The sequence below is a fragment of the Streptomyces sp. NBC_00539 genome, from assembly GCF_036346105.1.
In the GTDB taxonomy this organism is placed as follows: Bacteria; Actinomycetota; Actinomycetes; order Streptomycetales; family Streptomycetaceae; genus Streptomyces.
The window spans coordinates 4,910,731-4,928,539 of record NZ_CP107811.1; the positions used below are offsets into that span (position 1 = coordinate 4,910,731).

Consider the following 17,809-nt stretch of genomic DNA (forward strand, 5'->3'; position numbering starts at 1 on the left):
ATCGGAGGGGCCGGTGGAGCCCCCGGTGGAAGGCGGGCAGGATCCCTCAGTGGAAGGCGTGCTCCGGCTGCGGGAACGATCCGCCGGTCACGTCCTCGGCGAAGGCCTTCGCCGCGTCACCCATGGTCTGACGGAGGTTCGCGTACTGCTTGACGAACTTGGGCATCTTGCCCCCGGTCAGGCCCATCATGTCGGTCCACACCAGCACCTGCGCGTCGCACTCCGCACCCGCGCCGATGCCGACCGTCGGGATGTGCAGCGACCGGGTGACCTCCGCGGCCAGCTCGGCCGGGACCAGCTCCAGCACCACCGCGAACGCACCCGCGTCCTGCGCCGCCTTCGCGTCGCGCAGCAGCTGGTGCGCGGCCTCGTCGCCGCGGCCCTGCACCCGGTAGCCCATGGCGTTCACGGACTGCGGGGTCAGGCCCAGGTGGGACATGACCGGGATGCCGGACTGCACGATCAGCTCGGTCTGGGCCAGCGAGCGCTCGCCGCCCTCCAGCTTGACCGCTCCGACGCCCGCCTCCTTGACCAGCCGGGTCGCGCTCCGCAGCGCCTGTACGGCGCCTTCCTGGTACGAACCGAACGGCAGGTCGCCGATGACCAGGGCGCGGCGGGTGCCCCGTACGACGGCCGCCGACAGCAGGGTCATCTCGTCCATCGTCACGGGGACGGTGGTCTCGTAGCCCAGGTGGCAGTTGCCCATCGAGTCGCCGACGAGGATCACCGGGATCCCGGCCTCGTCGAACACGGACGCGGTCATCGCGTCGTACGCCGTGAGCATGGGCCACTTCTCCCCGCGCTCCTTGGCCAGGGCCAGGTCGCGGATGGTGAGGCGGCGGGTGCCCGTGCCCCCGTACAGCGTGGGGCCGGAAGCTTCGCGGGCAGGCGAAACGGCATGCGTCATTGCTGCTGCTCCTTGTGTCATCTCGAGGCGTCCTGACGACGTCCCCGGACTCATCCACCATGGTGGCACTCTCCGGGCCCGGGGAGGAAGTGGCGCGATGACCGGTCCGTCACACTCCCGGCCGCGCTACGAGCCCCACTCCAGCCGCTCCGGATCGAATGTGCGCGTTTCGTGACAACCGGAACTACGGGCGGACAGCTGTTCGTCCTCCCGGTCGTACGGCCGGAACGGACGGCACGGATGGCTGCGTCCATCGCCTAGGGTCAAGGGGCGGGGACGGAGCGCAAGCACGGCAGCGAGGGCAGTTACATGGCACAGGCGTACATGACGGAGACGGGGAACGGCGGCGGCTCGGAGCCGGGGCCCTCCGGATCCGGCCTGCGGCGCCGACTCGCCGAATGGCGCAGGGACCGGGGCATCTGGCGGCGCGGGATCGTGACGGCGGCCCTGGCCGCGCTCGTCTCGCTGGTGACGATCTTCCATGCCGAGCTGCCGAACGACGTCGGCAACCTCGGCAGCCTCACCGAGACCTTCCTGCCCTGGCTCGGGCTGGCCGTGCCGCTGCTGCTCGTCGCGGCCGTGATCCGGAAGTCGGCGACCGCGCTGATCTCGATAGCGCTGACCGCCGCCGTCTGGGTGAACCTCTTCGGCGGCCTGGTCACCGACAAGTCCGGGACCGGCGGCGACCTGACGGTCGCCACCCACAACGTGGACGCCGCCAACCCGGACCCGCGCCGCACCGCCGAGTCGGTCGCGAAGGCCGGGGCCGACGTGCTGGCCCTGACGGAGCTCAAGGCGGGCGCCGTCCCGGCCTACGAGAAGGCGCTGGAGCCCACGTACAAGTACCACGCCGTCGAGGGGACGGTCGGCGTGTGGAGCAAGTACCCGCTCACCTCCAGCCGGCCCGTCGACATCAAGATGGGCTGGACGCGGGCGATGCGCGTCACCGTGAAGACCCCGTCCGGGGACGTGGCCGCCTTCGTCGCCCACCTGCCGTCCGTCCGGGTCAAGCTGAACGCCGGGTTCACCGCGAACCAGCGCGACAACAGCGCCGACGCGCTGGGCGCCGCGCTCGCCGCGGAACCGCTCAAGCGGGTCGTGCTCCTCGGCGACCTCAACGGCACCGTCAACGACCGGTCGCTGTCCGAGATCACCTCGCAGATGCGCTCCACCCAGGGCGCGGCGGGCGACGGGTTCGGGTTCACCTGGCCGGCCCGGTTCCCGATGGCCCGCATCGACCAGATCCTGGTCCGGGGCGTCACCCCGAAGGCCTCCTGGACCCTGCCGCGCACCGGCAGCGACCACCTGCCCGTCGCGGCGCGGGTCACGCTCACGCCGTAGTCCCGCAGTCCCCTTGCGCAGGTGTTCACGTACCGGGGCCCCGGTCGCCTTTCACGGCGGCCGGGGCCCCTGGTGCACGTACGGCTCGTCCGGCGCGTGCCGCCGGCCCTACGCGTGCTCGCGCCAGCCGTTGGTGATGGGCAGGCGGCGGTCCTTGCCGAAGCCCTTCGCGGAGATCTTGGTGCCCGGCGGGTACTGGCGGCGCTTGTACTCGGCCGTGTCCACCATCCGGAGGGTCTTGGCGACCAGCTCGCGGTCGTAGCCGGCCGCGACGATCTCCTCCAGCCCCCGGTCGCGGTCCACGTAGAGCTCCAGGATCGCGTCCAGCACCGGGTAGTCCGGCAGCGAGTCCGTGTCCACCTGGCCCGGGCGCAGCTCGGCGCTCGGCGGCTTGACGATCGAGTTCTCCGGGATCGGCGGGGTCTCGCCGCGCGCGGCGGCGGCCCGGTTGCGGTACTCCGCAAGGCGGAAGATCACCGTCTTGTAGACGTCCTTGATCGGGCCGTAGGCGCCGACGGAGTCCCCGTAGAGGGTCGAGTAACCGACGGCCAGTTCCGACTTGTTGCCGGGGGCCAGCACGATGTGGCCCTCCTGGTTGGACACCGCCATCAACATGGTGCCGCGCAGCCGGGACTGCAGGTTCTCCTCGGCCAGGCCCGACAGGCCCAGCGACCCCATGTACGCGTCGAACATCGACTCGATCGGCACGGTACGGAGGTTGAGGCCGGTACGCCGGGCCAGCTCGGCCGCGTCGCCCTTGGAGTGGTCCGAGGAGTACTTCGAGGGCATCGAGATGCCGTACACGTTCTGCGCGCCGATGGCGTCGCAGGCGATGGCGGCGACGAGCGCGGAGTCGATGCCGCCGGACAGGCCGATCAGCACGGAACGGAAACCGTTCTTCTTGACGTACGCGCGCAGGCCCACGACCAGCGCGTCGTACACCTCCTCGTCGTCGTCGAGACGCTCGGCGTAGCCGCCCGCCACGACCGGCTCGTACGGCTCCACCGGCTCCTCGGACAAGATCACCCGGTCGATCCGCAGACCGTCCTCGACCACGCCCTCCGGGGCGTCCGCGCGGGCGGCGGGCAGGTCGAGGTCGACCAGCACGCAGCCCTCGGAGAACTGCGGGGCGCGCGCGATGACCTCGCCGTCGGCGCCGACGACGATCGAGTCGCCGTCGAAGACCAACTCGTCCTGGCCGCCGATCATCGCCAGGTACGCCAGCGTGCAGCCGGCTTCCTGGGCGCGCTTTTGGACCAGCTCCAGGCGCAGGTCGTCCTTGTTGCGCTCGTACGGCGAGGCGTTGATCGACACCAGCAGACCGGCCCCGGCGGAGCGGGTGGCCGGGACGCGCCCGCCCTCCTGCCACAGGTCCTCGCAGATGGCCAGCGCCACGTCGACGCCGCGGACCCGGATGACCGGCTGGGTGTCGCCCGGCACGAAGTAGCGGAACTCGTCGAAGACGCCGTAGTTGGGCAGGTGGTGCTTGGCGAAGCGCAGCACGACCTCGCCGCGGTGCAGGACGGCGGCCGCGTTCTCCGGAGAGCCGGGCGGCAGGCCGAGCCGTTGCGCGGCCCGCTCGGCGCGGTCGAGGTAGCCGACGATGACCGGCAGCTCGCCGAGGCCCTCGGCCGCCAAGCGCTGCGCGAGGTCGCGCAGCGCCTGGCGGGAGGCCTCGACGAAGGAGCCGCGCAGGGCGAGGTCCTCGACGGGGTACCCGGTCAGCATCATCTCCGGGAACGCCACCAGGTGGGCGCCCTGCTCGGCGGAGTGCCGGGTCCAGTGGACGACCGAGTCGGCGTTGGCGGCGATGTTGCCGACGTGCGAGTCGATCTGATTCAGAGCGAGGCGTAGTTGAGGCACGGGGACAGTGTAATCGTCTGACTGACGCAATGTCCTGGGGGGCGTGGTGTCGATCGGTTTCCGCATCCCGTACGGTGCCCGCGGCCGGGGCCGGTCAGCTGATCGGACCGCTGAACCGGGCGGCGGGGGCGGGGATCACCGGGGAGACCTCCGCGGTGACGTACGCGGTGCCCTCGGGGACCTCGTAGGCGGCCGTTCCGGTGGCGGTGGCGCCGGGCTGGATGGTGCCGGTGATCATCTTCGGGGTGTCGACGTCGAAGACGAGCTTGGCGCGGTGGCCCTGTGCGTCGTGGACGGAGGGAACCGCGTAGATGACGTTGACGGGCTTGTCGGAGCTGTTAGTGATCTTGATGTCGATCCGGACCGCGTTGCCGACCTCGATGTACTTGCGCTTCGTGACGTACTTCTCCGGCGTCGACAGGCTCACGCGGAGGCCGTTCGCGTAACTGACGGTGCTGCCGAAGGGGACGGCGGAGTCGAAGCCCTGGCCGTGGTCCGGGGCGGTGGGCTTCGACGGGTAGTCGGGGTAGTCGGGGTAGTCCGGATCGGCCGGGTCGTCCGGCAGGTCCCAGTCGCGGTCGAGGCGGCGGTCCGCCGCGTCCTCGGCCTTGTGGACGACGGCGACGCTGAGGTAGAAGCCGCCGACGGAGGAGACGAGGCCGAGGACGCCGAGGATCGTGCCGATCACGGCCATCGTCTTGCGGGGGGCGCCGCGGGAGGCGCTGACGATGGCGGCGATGCCTATGCCGGCGCCGGTCAGGCCGAGGAGGGCGCCGACCCAGAAGACGAACGGGATGACACCGAAGGCGATCGCGAGCAGCCCGAGCACGAGGGCGGCGATGGCCATGTTGTTGGCGGGCGCGGCGGGGTGGCCGGGATAGCCGGGGTAGCCGGGGTAACCCGGGTACCCGGGGAAGCCGGGCTGGCCGGGTCCGGCGCCGGTACCGGGGTACGGGCCCGGCCCGGGCTGGCCCGTGTACGCGCCGGGGCCGGGCTGGCCGGGGTATGCGCCGGGGCCGGGCCGGCCCGGCCAGCCGTACGGCGCGGCCCCGGGCGGTGTCGCCTGCGGCGCGGCGGGAGGCGGGGTGAGCGGCGCGAAGTGGGCGGCGCCGGGCCCGCCCTGCGGTACGGCGTCTTCGGGCGCGGGCTGCGGGGCCGTCGGTGCGGCGTCTCCGGGGGCCGGCTGGGGGGCCGGCTGCGGTTCCTTGGTCAGGGACAGCGGTGCCGCGGCCGGCTTCGGCACGTCGGGCGCGGCCTGCGGTGCGGCGTCCTCGGGGGCCGGCTGCGTTTCCTTGGTCAGGGACAGCGGCTCGGCGGGGGGTGCCGCGTCCTCGGACGGGGTTTTGTCCAGGGACAGCGGCGACGGCGCCGGGGCCGGCGCGTCCTCGGGCGCGGGCTGGGGGGCCGGTGGGGCGGCGTCCTCGGGTATGGGGTTCCCCGAAGGCCCCGTCGGCGGGTCGCTCGGGCTGCTGCTCGGCGGGTTCGGGGGCGTACTCATACCTGGGGCGTCCTTCGGAACGGGGAGCGGTGATCACCTACCCTGCCACGGCCCCCGACCCCCTCCAACCGCTTTCGGCGCCCGTCCGCACCGCCGCCCTCGTCCTGGTCGACTCCACCGCCGCCCGGCCCCCGGACGGTGCCGGGCGCGGGCCTGCACACCGGGCGCCGCCCGTGTGCAACGGCCGCGCCGTGTGGGCCGCCGAGGCCCTCGGGGCCCGGACCACGCACCTGGTCGTGCGAGGACCACCCGCGCCAGGTGGCGCGGGCGGTCCTCGAAGCGCAATATGCCGGTCAGCGCCGGGCGTAGACCCTCTCGACGAAGCCGGCTATCTGCTCCTCCGAGAGGTGCTGGGCCAGGTCCGCCTCGCTGATCATGCCGACCAGCCTCTTGTCCTGGATCACCGGCAGCCGCTTGATCCGGTGGCTCTCCATCTCGTCCAGGACGTCGGAGACGTCCGCCCCGGCGTCGATCCAGCGCGGAGTTCCCTGACAGAGGTCACGGCAGGTGACCACCGACGGGTCGTGCCCCTTGGCCACGCACGACACCACGATGTCGCGGTCCGTGATGATGCCGCAGAGGCGTTCGTTCTCGTCGCTGACGGGCAGGGCGCCCACATTGAGCCGGGCCATCAGCTGAGCCGCCCGGTCCAGGGTTTCTTCGGCCGGGATCCACTGGGCCCCGGGGTGCATGATGTCTGCGGCGGTCGTCATCGCGAGTACCTCCTGAGCGCGCCGTGCGGGCGGGCGCGGACGCACCCGTCCCGGCGTTCCCATCGTCGGTCGCCCGGACGGAGCACGCGACCCCACCCGTACGGGTGGGCGCCCGTACGGGTGGAGGACCGGACGAAAGCCCAGGTGGCGCCTTCTCTCAGCCGCGCGGGGCGGCCCCGCGCTGCCTGAGCATGTCGGCCATCAGGGTGAGCTCCGAGCGCTGTGCCGCCACCATCCCCTCGGCCAGCTTCCGCTCGGCCGGGGTCGCGCACTGGCTCGCGCAGCCCTGGGCCATGGCGACGCCGCCCTTGTGGTGGTCGGTCATGAGCTGGAGGTAGAACACCTCCGCGTCCCGGCCCTCGGCCGAGCCCAGCCGCTCCAGCTCCTCCTTGGTGGCCATGCCGGGCATCAGCGCGCCCGGCTTGGTGGTCGCGCCGCCCATGTCGTGCCCGGACATGTCCTGTCCGCCCATGTCGTGCCCGGACATGCCGTGCCCGTCGCCGCTGCCCATCCACGACATCGGCGGTTCGTCCGCCACCACCTTCGGCAGGCCCCACAGGTCGAGCCAGCCCAGCAGCATGCCCCGCTGGTTGGCCTGGGTGTTGGCGATGTCGTAGGCGAGGCTGCGGACCGCCTCGTCCTTGGTGCGGTCCCGGACGATGAAGGACATCTCCACGGCCTGCTGGTGGTGCACCGCCATGTCCCGGGCGAAGCCCGCGTCCGCCGAGTAGAGCGCCGGCGCCCGCGAAGCGGCGGAACCGCCGTCCCCGTCCCCGCCGTTCGCGGTGGCGACCGTGGCCCCCACCGCGAACAGCGCGGCGACGACGACCGCCGCGCCCGCGCCCACGTACGTACGGGAGACCCGCCGGCCCAGCGGCGGGGTCACTTTCCGGCCAGCCCGTTGGTGCAGGCCGCGCCCGGCTCGGGGGTCTGCGGGCCCTGCACGTACTTGGTGAAGAACTCCGCCACCCGGGGGTCGGCCGCGTTGCTCACGGTCAGCTGCTTGCCCCAGGCGCTGAGCACGATCGCCCCGGCTTGCGTCTTGTCCGGGCTCATCAGCGTGTACGGGGTCTTGCGGACCTTCCCGGCCAGCGTGTCCACATCGGCCTTGGCGGCCTTGTCGTTGTACGTGACCCAGACCGCGCCGTGCTCCAGCGAGTGCACCGCGTTCACCTCGGGCAGCGGGCTGGTGTAGACGTCGCCGTTGCAGTTCATCCAGCGGGGGCTGTGGTCACCGCCGACCGGCGGGTTCATCGGGTAGCTGACCGGGGTGTCGACGTGGTTGCGGCCCAGCGTCTTGGCGTCCCAGCTCTGCTCGCCGCTCACCGGCGCCTTGCGGGCCTCGGCGGCGTCCTTCTCCTTCTGCTTCTGGCTCATCAGCATCCAGGAGCCGAAGCCGATGAGGGCGGCGACGACCGCCGTCGAGGCGGTGATCGCGATGATCTTGTTGCGCCGGTCGCGCGCCTTGTCCGCGCGGCGCATCTCGGCTATGCGGGCCTGCCGCGCGGTGTTGTCGGGGGTGGTCTTGCCGGACTTGCTGGCCATGTGCCCTGTTCCTTCTGCTGAGGGGGGTGGAAGGCGGTTCCGTTACAGGGGCGCGCGCCGGGCGGCGGCGCCCGACGGCGTCAGGTCCGCAAAACCTGGAGGGCGTGCAGGTCGGGGGCGCGCGCGAGCGTTCCGGGCGCCCGGACGGGCCCGGCGTACGCGGGGCGCACGGCCACCACGGCCCCGGCCCCCGCCGCGGCGAGGGCCGACGGCGGCACGGGCAGTACGGCGGGAGGCGTATCGGAGCGGGGGGAGCAGCCGGGCAACTGGTACGGGGCCACGCAGTCGGCGTGCACCCGCCCGTACGCGGCTTCGCCCGCGGGGCCGTAGGGCCGCCCGTACGCGGCTTCGCCCGCGGGGCCGTAGGGCCGCCCGTACGCGGCTTCGCCCGCGGCACCGTGAGCCCGCCCGCCGGCCGCTTCGCCCGCCCGGGCGTGCGCCGGCACCTGCCCCTGCCCCTGCGCGACGGCCGTCCGCGCTCCGTGGGACCCCACGGAGCGCGCGCAGGGGAACGCGGCACCCCACAGCAGCGCGCCGAGGGCGAGCGCGGCGGCCAGGGCCGTCAGCGCGGCCGACGGGACGGCACGCCGGGGCGGGGGACCGGTGTGGCCCCCGAGCTGCGCGTGCTTCCTGCCCCCCATGGCCGCAGATGGTAATGCTCATGACCGGCCCGGGGTCAGTGCGGGGGTGCCACGACCTTTCAGGGGTGCGTAATGTGGCGGAAACCACGGGTGGCGATACTGGGACGGCCCGACTGTGCTCCCCCTCCGGGGGTCGGTGGTGCACACGTCGTCTGAACTGCGAGGATGAAGGCATGGACAAGCAGCAGGAATTCGTCCTCCGGACGCTTGAGGAGCGTGACATCCGCTTCGTGCGCCTGTGGTTCACCGACGTACTGGGCTTCCTCAAGTCCGTCGCGGTCGCGCCCGCGGAACTGGAGCAGGCCTTCGACGAGGGCATCGGCTTCGACGGCTCCGCGATCGAGGGCTTCGCCCGGGTCTACGAGTCGGACATGATCGCCAAGCCGGATCCGGCCACCTTCCAGATACTGCCGTGGCGCGCCGAGGCCCCCGGCACCGCCCGGATGTTCTGCGACATCCTGATGCCGGACGGCTCCCCGTCGTACGCGGACCCCCGGTACGTCCTCAAGCGCATCCTCAACAAGACCTCCGACCTGGGCTTCACCTTCTACACCCACCCGGAGATCGAGTTCTTCCTGCTCAAGGACAAGCCGCTGGACGGCACCCGCCCGGTGCCCGCGGACAATTCCGGCTACTTCGACCACACGCCGCAGAACGTCGGCATGGACTTCCGCCGCCAGGCGATCACCATGCTCGAATCGATGGGCATCTCGGTCGAGTTCAGCCACCACGAGGGCGCCCCCGGCCAGCAGGAGATCGACCTGCGCTACGCCGACGCGCTGTCCACGGCCGACAACATCATGACCTTCCGCCTGGTCATGAAGCAGGTCGCCCTGGAGCAGGGCGTGCAGGCCACCTTCATGCCGAAGCCGTTCTCGGAGTACCCGGGCTCGGGCATGCACACCCACCTCTCCCTCTTCGAGGGCGACCGCAACGCGTTCTACGAGTCGGGCGCCGAGTACCAGCTCTCGAAGGTCGGCCGGTCCTTCATCGCGGGCCTGCTCAGGCACGCCGCGGAGACCGCCGCCGTCACCAACCAGTGGGTCAACTCCTACAAGCGCATCTGGGGCGGCTCCTCCCGCACCGCCGGCTCGGGCGGCGAGGCCCCCTCGTACATCTGCTGGGGCCACAACAACCGCTCGGCCCTGATCCGCGTCCCGATGTACAAGCCGGGCAAGACCGGCTCCTCCCGCATCGAGGTCCGCTCGATCGACTCGGGCGCCAACCCGTACCTGACGTACGCCGTCCTCCTCGCGGCGGGCCTCAAGGGCATCGAGGAGGGCTACGAACTCCCGGCCGGCGCCGACGACGACGTCTGGGCGCTCTCCGACGCCGAACGCCGCGCGATGGGCATCGAACCCCTGCCCCAGAACCTCGGCGAGGCCATCTCCCTGATGGAACGCAGCGAACTGGTCGCAGAGACCCTCGGCGAGCACGTCTTCGACTTCTTCCTGCGCAACAAGAAGCAGGAGTGGGAGGAGTACCGCTCCGAGGTCACCGCCTTCGAGCTCCGCAAGATGATGCCGGTGCTGTAGCCGCAGGTCTCGGCGGTATCCCAGTCAGACGGCACTCCGGGCCGGCGGCACTCAGCCGTCGGCCCGGAGTCGTCTCACCCTTCCTGGGCCGTCTGTGGGCCGTCAGGAGTGCGTCCCTGCGTCTCGGCCGGTGCCTCGTGTCATGGGGTGGGCAAGGGGCCTTGCGGGTCGGGCCCCTCCCAGAATTCGGGGCCGAGGGTTTCTTTGAGCAGGGCGTACATGTTCTTTCGGAAGTGAGCGGTCACGAGCCAGGGGCGGGTGAAGATGCGGATCCCCCCGACTTCGCCCGCATCGTTGAGGGTGAACATCTCGACGAGTTGCTGGACGTGACCGTCCACGTATTCGTCGATCACCACTGCGAATCCCGGTTCGCCTTCGATGTCGAGGACGGCACGAACCTTGAGGTCGCTGAAGCTCTTCGCCGCTGCTTCGAGGACAGGCCCGACGACGGCCTTCCCCGTCGGCTCTTCGCTCAGGATCGGGGAGTACAGGGTGACGTCCTGCGCCAGGGGCGGGACGGCCGGATGGTCTACCCAGTCCGGCGTCGGCCCTTCCGGGGCGTACGGTCCGGCTCCGAGGCCCGGGTCTGCGAGAGCGGGGTCGGTCTTCGCTATCACTTCACGCAGAGCGGCCATGGACGGCCACGGCCGGCCGTAGACGTCGATGGTGGCCACCAGGCCCGCAGAGTCGTTCCGCGCCAGCGCCACGATCTCCGTCTCCCGACCGCCGGGGCTCGCGCTGTAGACGACCCCCTCCACCTCGTCTCCTTTGAGGCCGGCTGTGGCCTCGGGCGCGGCCAGGGCCTGCCGGTACGTACCGAGAGCTGCCGAAACGGCGTCACGACCGACGATGCGGGATGCGGCCACTGGAGTCGCGAGCGAGACGTCTTGGGCGAGCGCTGTCGGGGCCTGCCCCGCAAGCGCTTCGTACAACTGATCCGACATCGCGCGCTCCTCGTGGTCACGCTCAAGGCGGTCCTGGGTTCGGGGAATGCTCGGGCGCGAGGTCACAAGGGCGCGCTCGACGTCGGCGCCCTGGGGGTCACCGAGGACCAGGAGCCCTGCGCCGCGGCCAGGTGCGTCTCCGTTTCCAGCATGCGCCCGGAACACGGCGGGACGCATGCGGGAGGCCATGGCACCACTACCGCTCGGAGGTCACCGCCTTCGGCGTAACGGGTGGCCGGGCGGCGGCCGGGGCCGGGGGCCGTCAGGTCAGGGGCGCCCGCGCCGGGAAGACCGCCGGGTGCCAGACGGGGCCCGTGGTGCCGGTGGGCGGGGTCATGGCCGTGTGGAGCGCGGCGTCGAGGCCGAGGACCGCCGTCGTCGCGGCGCCCGTGCGGTCGAGGGTGGCGGACGGTGCGCCGGAGTAGAGCATGCCGGATTCCGTCCAGGCGGGCGGGCCGCTGGCCGAGGTGGTGCTGACGGTGCCGGTGTCGGCACGGCCCGTCAGGAGGCGGCCCGCGACCCCGACCGCGCCGTAGCCGGCCCGGCCGCCGGACTCGGCGACGGGGGACACCTGCGGCTTGCCCGGGCCCGCGGTGACCAGGGCGCTGCGGACCACGCCCGAGTCGGGGCGGCGGAAGTAGAGCCGGACGCCCGCGCCCTCGGGAGCCGCCGTGAGGGGGACCGTGGTGGCGGGGAGGTTCGTCTGGAAGGGCCCCTGGAGGGGGGCGTCCGGGGCGGCCTGGGTCCAGGCGAGGACGGAGGTGCTGGTGGTGGCGTACACGTGGCGGCGGCCCGCGGCGTCCACCGCGACCACCGGGTCGCTCTGCAGGTCCGCGCCGCCCAGGTGCAGCCACTCGCCGAAGCCGCCCGAGGGCTGCTGGACGGAGGCGCGCAGGGTGCGGTGGGCGTCGCGCAGGTACACGGTCAGCCGGCCGTCCGCGCCGACGACCGCAGCGGGGGCACTGATCGCCGAGGTGCCGGGCTCGTCCGCCGCCTCGGGGGTGCCGAGCGACTGCCAGGCGCCGAACGCACCGCCCGGCGCCGTCTGGGTGAGGGTGACCACCTCGCGGCGGTAGTCCTTGCCCCCTTCGCCGAAGGCGGTACGGGTGGCGACGACCGTGACCCGGCCGTCGGGGAGGCGGGTGGCGAAGACGCCGGGGTCGATGCCCTCACCGGGGATCAGGGCCGGGGCGGTCCACATGCCGGCGGGTTCCCGGGTCCACACGGCCAGCCGGCCGTCGAGCGCCGCGAAGGCGTAGAGCCGGCCGGGCACCCCCTCCGTCATCCAGGAGGTGTTGTCGGCGCGGGCGTAGCGCAGGGACTGGGCCCAGTTGCGGCCGGTGGGGCTGCCCGCCACCTTCCGGTCGCCGCAGCCGGCGATGCTGCCGCAGTAGTTCTCGTGGTCCAGCCAGGCGTAGGTCTTGAGGTAGCCGATCTTCGTCTCGGCGGTCTGCGGGTCCAGCGCGTGCGGGAGGCTGCCGGTGTGGTAGCCGAGGTAGTTCTGGACCGCGAAGTGGGGGCGGTCGCTGGTCTGGCGGGCGTAGGCGGCGTAACCGGCCTGGACGAAGCGCGCGCCGTACATGTGGTCCTGGTGGTCGGTGTACGTGCCGGTCACCTGGTCCCGGCCGGGGGTCGGGTCCTGCATCCGTATCGTCGTCGGACGGTACTTCGTCAGGACCCCGGCTATGACCTGGACCACCTGGTCCTTGGTGTACGTGTACGGCTGCTTGACGGGGGAGCCCGAGGCGAGCTGCGCCTCCAGGGCGGGTATCTGGCCGTTCCACAGGCCGCGCAGGCTCTCGGGGGTCGGGGCGGTGGTGCTGCGGGCCTCGCGCAGCTGGAGCCAGACCAGGTTGATCTGGGGGTGGGCGAGGAGGACGTCGACTTCGGCCTGGCCGCCGCCGACGGTGGGTATGACCGTGCGCTGCCACGCGCTCGTGCGGTCCCCCGTCGCCATCTGCGCGTACGCGCAGCGTATGCCGTTCTGCCTGGCCTCCGCGTAGTGCGCGCGGTCGGCGGGCTGCTCGGGGTCCTTGGCGGCGCCGCCCGCGGCCTCGTTGCGGCCGTCGGCCTCGCCGGAGGTGAGGTAGACGGTGGTGACCGGGATGCCCGCGGTCAGGGACCGGCTGAGGTCCGGGTTCATGAAGAAGAGGTCGTCGTCGGGGTGGGCCACGACCTGGACCACCGAGCCGGCCGTGGTGCTCGCCGGTATGACGGGCGCGGCGAGGTGCTTGTCCTGGCTGGCCTCTGCCGAGGTCTGCTCGCCCGAGGCGATGGCGAGTACACCGGTGGTGCCGACCGTCAGGACGGGCAGCAGGGCGGCGGCCAGCATGAGGCGGCGGCGGGTCATCGGCATGGTCACGCCTTGGGGTCGTTCCGGGCGGGAAGAACCGCGAAGCGGTCACTCGAAGAGAGGTCAATCCGGGCGACTTGGTTCATCGTTGTCGCCGATGACTCGTGCTTTCCGAAAAACGACCGGATGTGATTGTGCCTCGTGCGGGTCCGATCGCGGTAAATGCCCGCCATGCGGACGCCTTTGTCCCGTACCGTGGGCCAAGTCGAGGCAGGTTATGGGCTATTGAGTCTTGTTTAGGTGAATTGGCCGGTTTGAGTGTTTTAGGTCGTTTTGAGCCCGCTCTCGTCCGTACGCCCACGAGCCCCGTCCCGGCACGTTTGCGCCGGTCACCGCACCACCGGGCGCCCGCCGCACCCCCGCCCCCAGGGCCCTGCCGCCGCGCACGCCACCCCTGCCTGTGAGCTTGTTCACTCCACCGCCCCCGCGCCCCGGCGAGCCGGGCCCGCGCTCCGGCTAGGCTCGGGTACCGGCCGGCCGGGCCAACCCCGGCAGCGACGCACGCGGGAGGCGGCGGGATGACAGTCCCGGGACGCAGGAGCAGCACCTTCATCCGGCTGCTGCGGAGCGGGTTCACCGACCCCTCCGCCGCCGCCCGGCTGCTGGAGAGCCCGGTGCTGGCCTCCGTACGCACCGACCCGGTACTCCTCGACGCGCTCGGCGCCACCGCCGACCCCGACCTCGCCCTCCTCGGCCTCGTCCGGCTCGCCGAGGCGCAGCAGCCGCAAGAGCTGCCCGTGCTCCTCGACACCCTGCTCGGCGCCAAGCCGCTGCGCGACCGGCTGCTCGGCGTACTCGGCGCCTCCGAGGCCCTCGCCGACCACCTCGCCCGCCACCCCCGCGACTGGCACACCCTCGTCACCTACGAAGCCGCCGACCTCCACCCCGGCCTCGCCGACTTCGAACGCGGCCTCGCCGACGCCCACGACCCCGTCGCCCTGCGCGTCGCCTACCGCCGCTGCCTGCTCTCCATCGCCGCCCGCGACGTCTGCGGCACCATCGACGTCGCCGAGACCGCCGCCGAGCTGGCCGACCTCGCCACCGCCACCCTCCGCGCGGCCCTGCGCATCGCGAGCGCCGCCGCCCCCGAGGACGCGGCCCGCTGCCGCCTCGCCGTCATCGCCATGGGGAAGTGCGGCGGCAACGAGCTCAACTACGTCTCGGACGTCGACGTCATCTTCGTCGGCGACGCCACCAGGGGCACCGACGAGGGCACGGCCGTCCAGGCCGCCACCCGCCTCGCCTCCCACCTGATGCGGATCTGCTCCGAGACCACCGTCGAGGGAACCATCTGGCCCGTCGACGCCAACCTGCGCCCCGAGGGCCGCAACGGCCCGCTGGTGCGCACCCTCTCCTCCCACCTCGCCTACTACCAGCGCTGGGCCAAGACCTGGGAGTTCCAGGCGCTGCTCAAGGCGCGCGCCGTCGCCGGCGACCCCGAGCTCGGCGCCCAGTACATCGAGGCCATAACTCCGCTCGTGTGGCAGGCCGCCGAACGCGAGAACTTCGTCGCCGACGTCCAGAAGATGCGCCGCCGAGTCGTCGACAACATCCCCGCCGCCCAGGTCGAGCGCGAACTGAAACTCGGCCCCGGCGGCCTGCGCGACGTCGAGTTCGCCGTCCAGCTGCTCCAGCTCGTGCACGGCCGCAGCGACGCCACCCTCCACTCCCGCACCACCCTCGACGCCCTGCACGCCCTCGCCGCCGGAGGCTACGTCGGCCGCGCCGACGCCGCCCAGCTCCACGACGCGTACTGCTTCCTGCGCGCCATGGAACACCGCATCCAGCTCTACCGGCTGCGCCGCACCCACCTCGTCCCCGAGGACGAGAACGACCTGCGGCGCCTCGGCCGGTCCATGGGACTGCGCACCGAACCCGTCGCCGAACTGGGCAAGGCCTGGCGGCGGCACGCCTCCGTCGTCCGCCGCCTCCACGAGAAGCTGTTCTACCGGCCGCTGCTCGACGCCGTCGCCCAGCTCACCCCCGGCGAGACCCGGCTCTCCCCGCGCGCCGCCGGACAGCGCCTCGAAGCCCTCGGCTACGCGGACCCGTCCACCGCGCTGCGCCACCTCGAAGCCCTCGCCTCCGGCGTCAGCCGCAAGGCGGCCATCCAGCGGACCCTGCTGCCCGTGATGCTGGGCTGGTTCGCCGACTCCGCCGACCCGGACGCCGGCCTCCTCAACTTCCGCAAGGTTTCCGACGCCCTCGGCCGCACCCCCTGGTACCTGCGGCTGCTGCGCGACGAAGGCGCCGCCGCCGAGAACCTCGCCCGCGTCCTGTCCGCCGGACGCCTGGCCCCCGACCTGCTGATGCGCGCCCCGGAGGCGGTCGCGCTGCTCGGGGACCCCGAAGGCCTCCAGCCCCGTACGCACGAGGCGCTCGAACAGGAGGTACTGGCCGCGGTCGGCCGCGCCGAGGACCCGCAGACCGCCGTCGCCGCGGCCCGGGGGGTGCGCCGGCGGGAGCTGTTCCGTACCGCCGCCGCCGACATCATCGCCTCCTACGGCACCGAGGACAGCCCCGCCGAAACCGACCCCGGCGCCCTCGTCGACCGGGTCGGCCGGGCCGTCTCCGACCTGACCGCCGCCACCATCGGCGGCGCCCTGCGCGCAGCCGTGCAGTCCCACTGGGGCGACACCCTGCCCACCCGCTTCGCCGTCATCGGCGTCGGCCGCTTCGGCGGGCGCGAACTCGGCTACGGCTCCGACGCCGACGTCCTGTTCGTCCACGAACCCCGCGAGGGCGTCGACGAACAGGAGGCCGCGAAGGCCGCCCAGGCCGTGATCGCCGAGATGCGCAGGCTGCTCCAGCTGCCCACCGCCGACCCGCCGCTGCTCATCGACGCCGACCTGCGGCCCGAGGGACGCTCCGGGCCGCTGGTGCGCACCCTCCCCTCCTACGCCGCGTACTACCGCCGCTGGTCGCTGACCTGGGAGAGCCAGGCCCTGCTGCGCGCCGAACCGGTCGCGGGGGACGCCGAGCTGGGAGCCCGCTTCATCGAGCTGATCGACCCGCTGCGCTACCCGGCGGAGGGCCTCGGCGACAACGCGGTCCGGGAGATCCGCCGGCTCAAGGCGCGGATGGAAACCGAACGGATGCCGCGCGGCGCGGACCCGACCCTGCACACCAAACTCGGCCGCGGCGGGCTCAGCGACGTCGAGTGGACGGTCCAGCTGATGCAGATGCGCCACGCCTGGAACGAACCGGGCCTGCGCACGACCCGGACCCGCGAGGCCCTGGCCGCGGCGCACGCGGCGGGCCTCATCCCGGCCGACGAGGCGCAGATCCTGGACGAGGCCTGGGTACTGGCCACCCGCGTCCGCAACGCCGTGATGCTGGTCCGCGGCCGCGCCGGGGACACCTTCCCCTCCGAGGCGCGCGAACTGGCCGCCGTGGGCCGCTACCTCGGCTACGCGGAGGGCACGGTCGGCGACATGCTCGACGACTACCGCCGCACCACCCGCCGTGCCCGCGCGGTCGTGGACGACCTGTTCTACGGGTCGTAGCGGGCGTTACGCGGCCGGCCGGCGGCGCAAGCGGTTCACGAGCGCGGCCGTCGCCGGGTGCGGGTCGGTGGCCCGGGGGCGGCGCGGCAGGCGGTGGGGGAGGGAGCCGTACCAGAGCCCCGAGACCGTGTACCCGAACGCCAGGCAGAGCATGCCGCCCGCGGCGTCCAGCCAGAAGTGGTTCGCGGTGGCCACGATGACCACCAGGGTCGCCGCCGGGTACAGCAGGCCCAGCACGCGGGCCCACGGCGCCGACGCGACCGCGAAGATCGTCAGCCCGCACCAGAGCGACCACCCTATGTGCATGGACGGCATCGCCGCGTACTGGTTCGACATGTGCTTGAGGTTCCCCGAGGCCATGGAACCCCAGGTGTGGTGCACCAGCACGGTGTCGACGAAGCGCTGCCCGTTCATCAGCCGGGGCGGCGCCAGCGGATAGAAGTAGTAGCCGAGCAGCGCCACGCCCGTCGTCGCGAACAGCACGAAGCGGGTGGCCGCGTAACGCCCGGGATGGAAGCGGTAGATCCAGACCAGCACGCCGATCGTCACGACGAAGTGCAGCGTGGCGTAGTAGTAGTTCATACCGACGACGAGCCACGTCACCGAGTTGACCGCGTGGTTGACGCTGTGCTCCACGGCGATGCCCAGCGAGTGCTCGGTGCGCCAGATCCAGTCGGCGTTGGCCAGCGCCGCCGCCTTCTGCTCCGGCACGGCGTTGCGGATCAGCGAGTAGGTCCAGTAGCTGAGCGCGATGAGCAGGACCTCGAACCAGATCCTCGGGCGGCGCGGCATCCGCAGGCGGGCGAGGAGAGTGCTCCGGGACCCCGGGCGGGTCTCCTGCTCGGTCACTTGGGGTGACGAGACGTCCGTCCGGGTTTCCAGTGTCTTCACGCTCGCTTCACCCATGGGGAAAGAGTCTGCCAGATGGCTTCCAGACCCCGATCATCCCTCGGGACGGTCTTG

13 protein-coding genes are annotated in these 17,809 nt (G+C 72.5%); 3 read left to right on the forward strand and 10 right to left on the reverse strand.

Features of this window, described 5'->3' with window-relative positions:
* Positions 1 to 46: 46 nt before the first annotated feature.
* Entirely contained in the window at positions 47 to 928 is an 882-nt protein-coding gene (panB, locus tag OG861_RS22045; RefSeq protein ID WP_329194788.1) for a 3-methyl-2-oxobutanoate hydroxymethyltransferase, read from the reverse strand.
* A gap of 288 nt (positions 929 to 1,216) precedes the next feature.
* On the opposite strand from panB, the gene OG861_RS22050 reads away from it, so the two are divergent.
* Positions 1,217 to 2,248, forward strand: a complete 1,032-nt coding sequence (locus OG861_RS22050; protein ID WP_329194786.1) for an endonuclease/exonuclease/phosphatase family protein — start codon at positions 1,217 to 1,219, stop codon at positions 2,246 to 2,248.
* Positions 2,249 to 2,356: 108 nt separating this feature from the next.
* Here the strand turns inward: OG861_RS22050 and OG861_RS22055 are convergent, their stop codons facing one another.
* The 6 genes from OG861_RS22055 to OG861_RS22080 form a co-directional block, all read right to left on the reverse strand.
* A complete protein-coding gene (locus tag OG861_RS22055; protein ID WP_329194784.1) occupies positions 2,357 to 4,111 on the reverse strand; it encodes an NAD+ synthase in 1,755 nt (584 codons plus the stop codon).
* A 94-nt stretch (positions 4,112 to 4,205) separates the two neighbouring features.
* A complete protein-coding gene (locus OG861_RS22060; RefSeq protein ID WP_329194782.1) occupies positions 4,206 to 5,609 on the reverse strand; it encodes a DUF4190 domain-containing protein in 1,404 nt (467 codons plus the stop codon).
* Between the two features lie 293 nt (positions 5,610 to 5,902).
* Positions 5,903 to 6,322: a CBS domain-containing protein gene (locus OG861_RS22065; protein ID WP_329194781.1), complete on the reverse strand. Its 420-nt coding sequence runs from the start codon at positions 6,320 to 6,322 to the stop codon at positions 5,903 to 5,905.
* 157 nt (positions 6,323 to 6,479) lie between these two features.
* Positions 6,480 to 7,196: a DUF305 domain-containing protein gene (locus OG861_RS22070; protein WP_329202148.1), complete on the reverse strand. Its 717-nt coding sequence runs from the start codon at positions 7,194 to 7,196 to the stop codon at positions 6,480 to 6,482.
* Between the two features lie 8 nt (positions 7,197 to 7,204).
* Complete coding sequence (locus OG861_RS22075) at positions 7,205 to 7,867, reverse strand: DUF3105 domain-containing protein (protein ID WP_329194779.1); 663 nt, start codon at positions 7,865 to 7,867, stop codon at positions 7,205 to 7,207.
* A gap of 80 nt (positions 7,868 to 7,947) precedes the next feature.
* The gene (locus tag OG861_RS22080) at positions 7,948 to 8,508 is read right to left on the reverse strand and encodes a hypothetical protein (protein ID WP_330261845.1); all 561 of its coding nucleotides are present in this window, start codon (positions 8,506 to 8,508) and stop codon (positions 7,948 to 7,950) included.
* Between the two features lie 173 nt (positions 8,509 to 8,681).
* Between OG861_RS22080 and glnA the strand changes: the two genes are divergently transcribed.
* Positions 8,682 to 10,043: a type I glutamate--ammonia ligase gene (gene glnA, locus OG861_RS22085; RefSeq protein ID WP_329194776.1), complete on the forward strand. Its 1,362-nt coding sequence runs from the start codon at positions 8,682 to 8,684 to the stop codon at positions 10,041 to 10,043.
* 140 nt (positions 10,044 to 10,183) lie between these two features.
* Here the strand turns inward: glnA and OG861_RS22090 are convergent, their stop codons facing one another.
* A complete protein-coding gene (locus tag OG861_RS22090) occupies positions 10,184 to 11,176 on the reverse strand; it encodes a hypothetical protein (RefSeq protein ID WP_329194775.1) in 993 nt (330 codons plus the stop codon).
* Between the two features lie 73 nt (positions 11,177 to 11,249).
* The gene (locus OG861_RS22095; protein WP_329194773.1) at positions 11,250 to 13,343 is read right to left on the reverse strand and encodes a PIG-L family deacetylase; all 2,094 of its coding nucleotides are present in this window, start codon (positions 13,341 to 13,343) and stop codon (positions 11,250 to 11,252) included.
* A 515-nt stretch (positions 13,344 to 13,858) separates the two neighbouring features.
* Between OG861_RS22095 and OG861_RS22100 the strand changes: the two genes are divergently transcribed.
* Positions 13,859 to 16,846: a bifunctional [glutamine synthetase] adenylyltransferase/[glutamine synthetase]-adenylyl-L-tyrosine phosphorylase gene (locus OG861_RS22100; RefSeq protein WP_329194771.1), complete on the forward strand. Its 2,988-nt coding sequence runs from the start codon at positions 13,859 to 13,861 to the stop codon at positions 16,844 to 16,846.
* 6 nt (positions 16,847 to 16,852) lie between these two features.
* On the opposite strand, the gene OG861_RS22105 is transcribed toward OG861_RS22100, so the two are convergent.
* Entirely contained in the window at positions 16,853 to 17,752 is a 900-nt protein-coding gene (locus tag OG861_RS22105; protein WP_329194770.1) for a phosphatase PAP2 family protein, read from the reverse strand.
* Positions 17,753 to 17,809: the final 57 nt, after the last annotated feature.

Excerpts from the sequence above, each read along its gene's own strand:
- panB (WP_329194788.1), bottom strand. The coding sequence starts at position 928 with ATGACACAAGGAGCAGCAGCAATGACGCATGCCGTTTCGCCTGCCCGC.
- OG861_RS22050 (WP_329194786.1), top strand. The coding sequence starts at position 1,217 with ATGGCACAGGCGTACATGACGGAGACGGGGAACGGCGGCGGCTCGGAG.
- OG861_RS22060 (WP_329194782.1), bottom strand. The coding sequence starts at position 5,609 with ATGAGTACGCCCCCGAACCCGCCGAGCAGCAGCCCGAGCGACCCGCCG.
- OG861_RS22065 (WP_329194781.1), bottom strand. The coding sequence starts at position 6,322 with ATGACGACCGCCGCAGACATCATGCACCCCGGGGCCCAGTGGATCCCG.
- OG861_RS22075 (WP_329194779.1), bottom strand. The coding sequence starts at position 7,867 with ATGGCCAGCAAGTCCGGCAAGACCACCCCCGACAACACCGCGCGGCAG.
- OG861_RS22080 (WP_330261845.1), bottom strand. The coding sequence starts at position 8,508 with ATGGGGGGCAGGAAGCACGCGCAGCTCGGGGGCCACACCGGTCCCCCG.
- glnA (WP_329194776.1), top strand. The coding sequence starts at position 8,682 with ATGGACAAGCAGCAGGAATTCGTCCTCCGGACGCTTGAGGAGCGTGAC.
- OG861_RS22090 (WP_329194775.1), bottom strand. The coding sequence starts at position 11,176 with ATGGCCTCCCGCATGCGTCCCGCCGTGTTCCGGGCGCATGCTGGAAAC.
- OG861_RS22095 (WP_329194773.1), bottom strand. The coding sequence starts at position 13,343 with ATGCCGATGACCCGCCGCCGCCTCATGCTGGCCGCCGCCCTGCTGCCC.
- OG861_RS22100 (WP_329194771.1), top strand. The coding sequence starts at position 13,859 with ATGACAGTCCCGGGACGCAGGAGCAGCACCTTCATCCGGCTGCTGCGG.
- OG861_RS22105 (WP_329194770.1), bottom strand. The coding sequence starts at position 17,752 with ATGGGTGAAGCGAGCGTGAAGACACTGGAAACCCGGACGGACGTCTCG.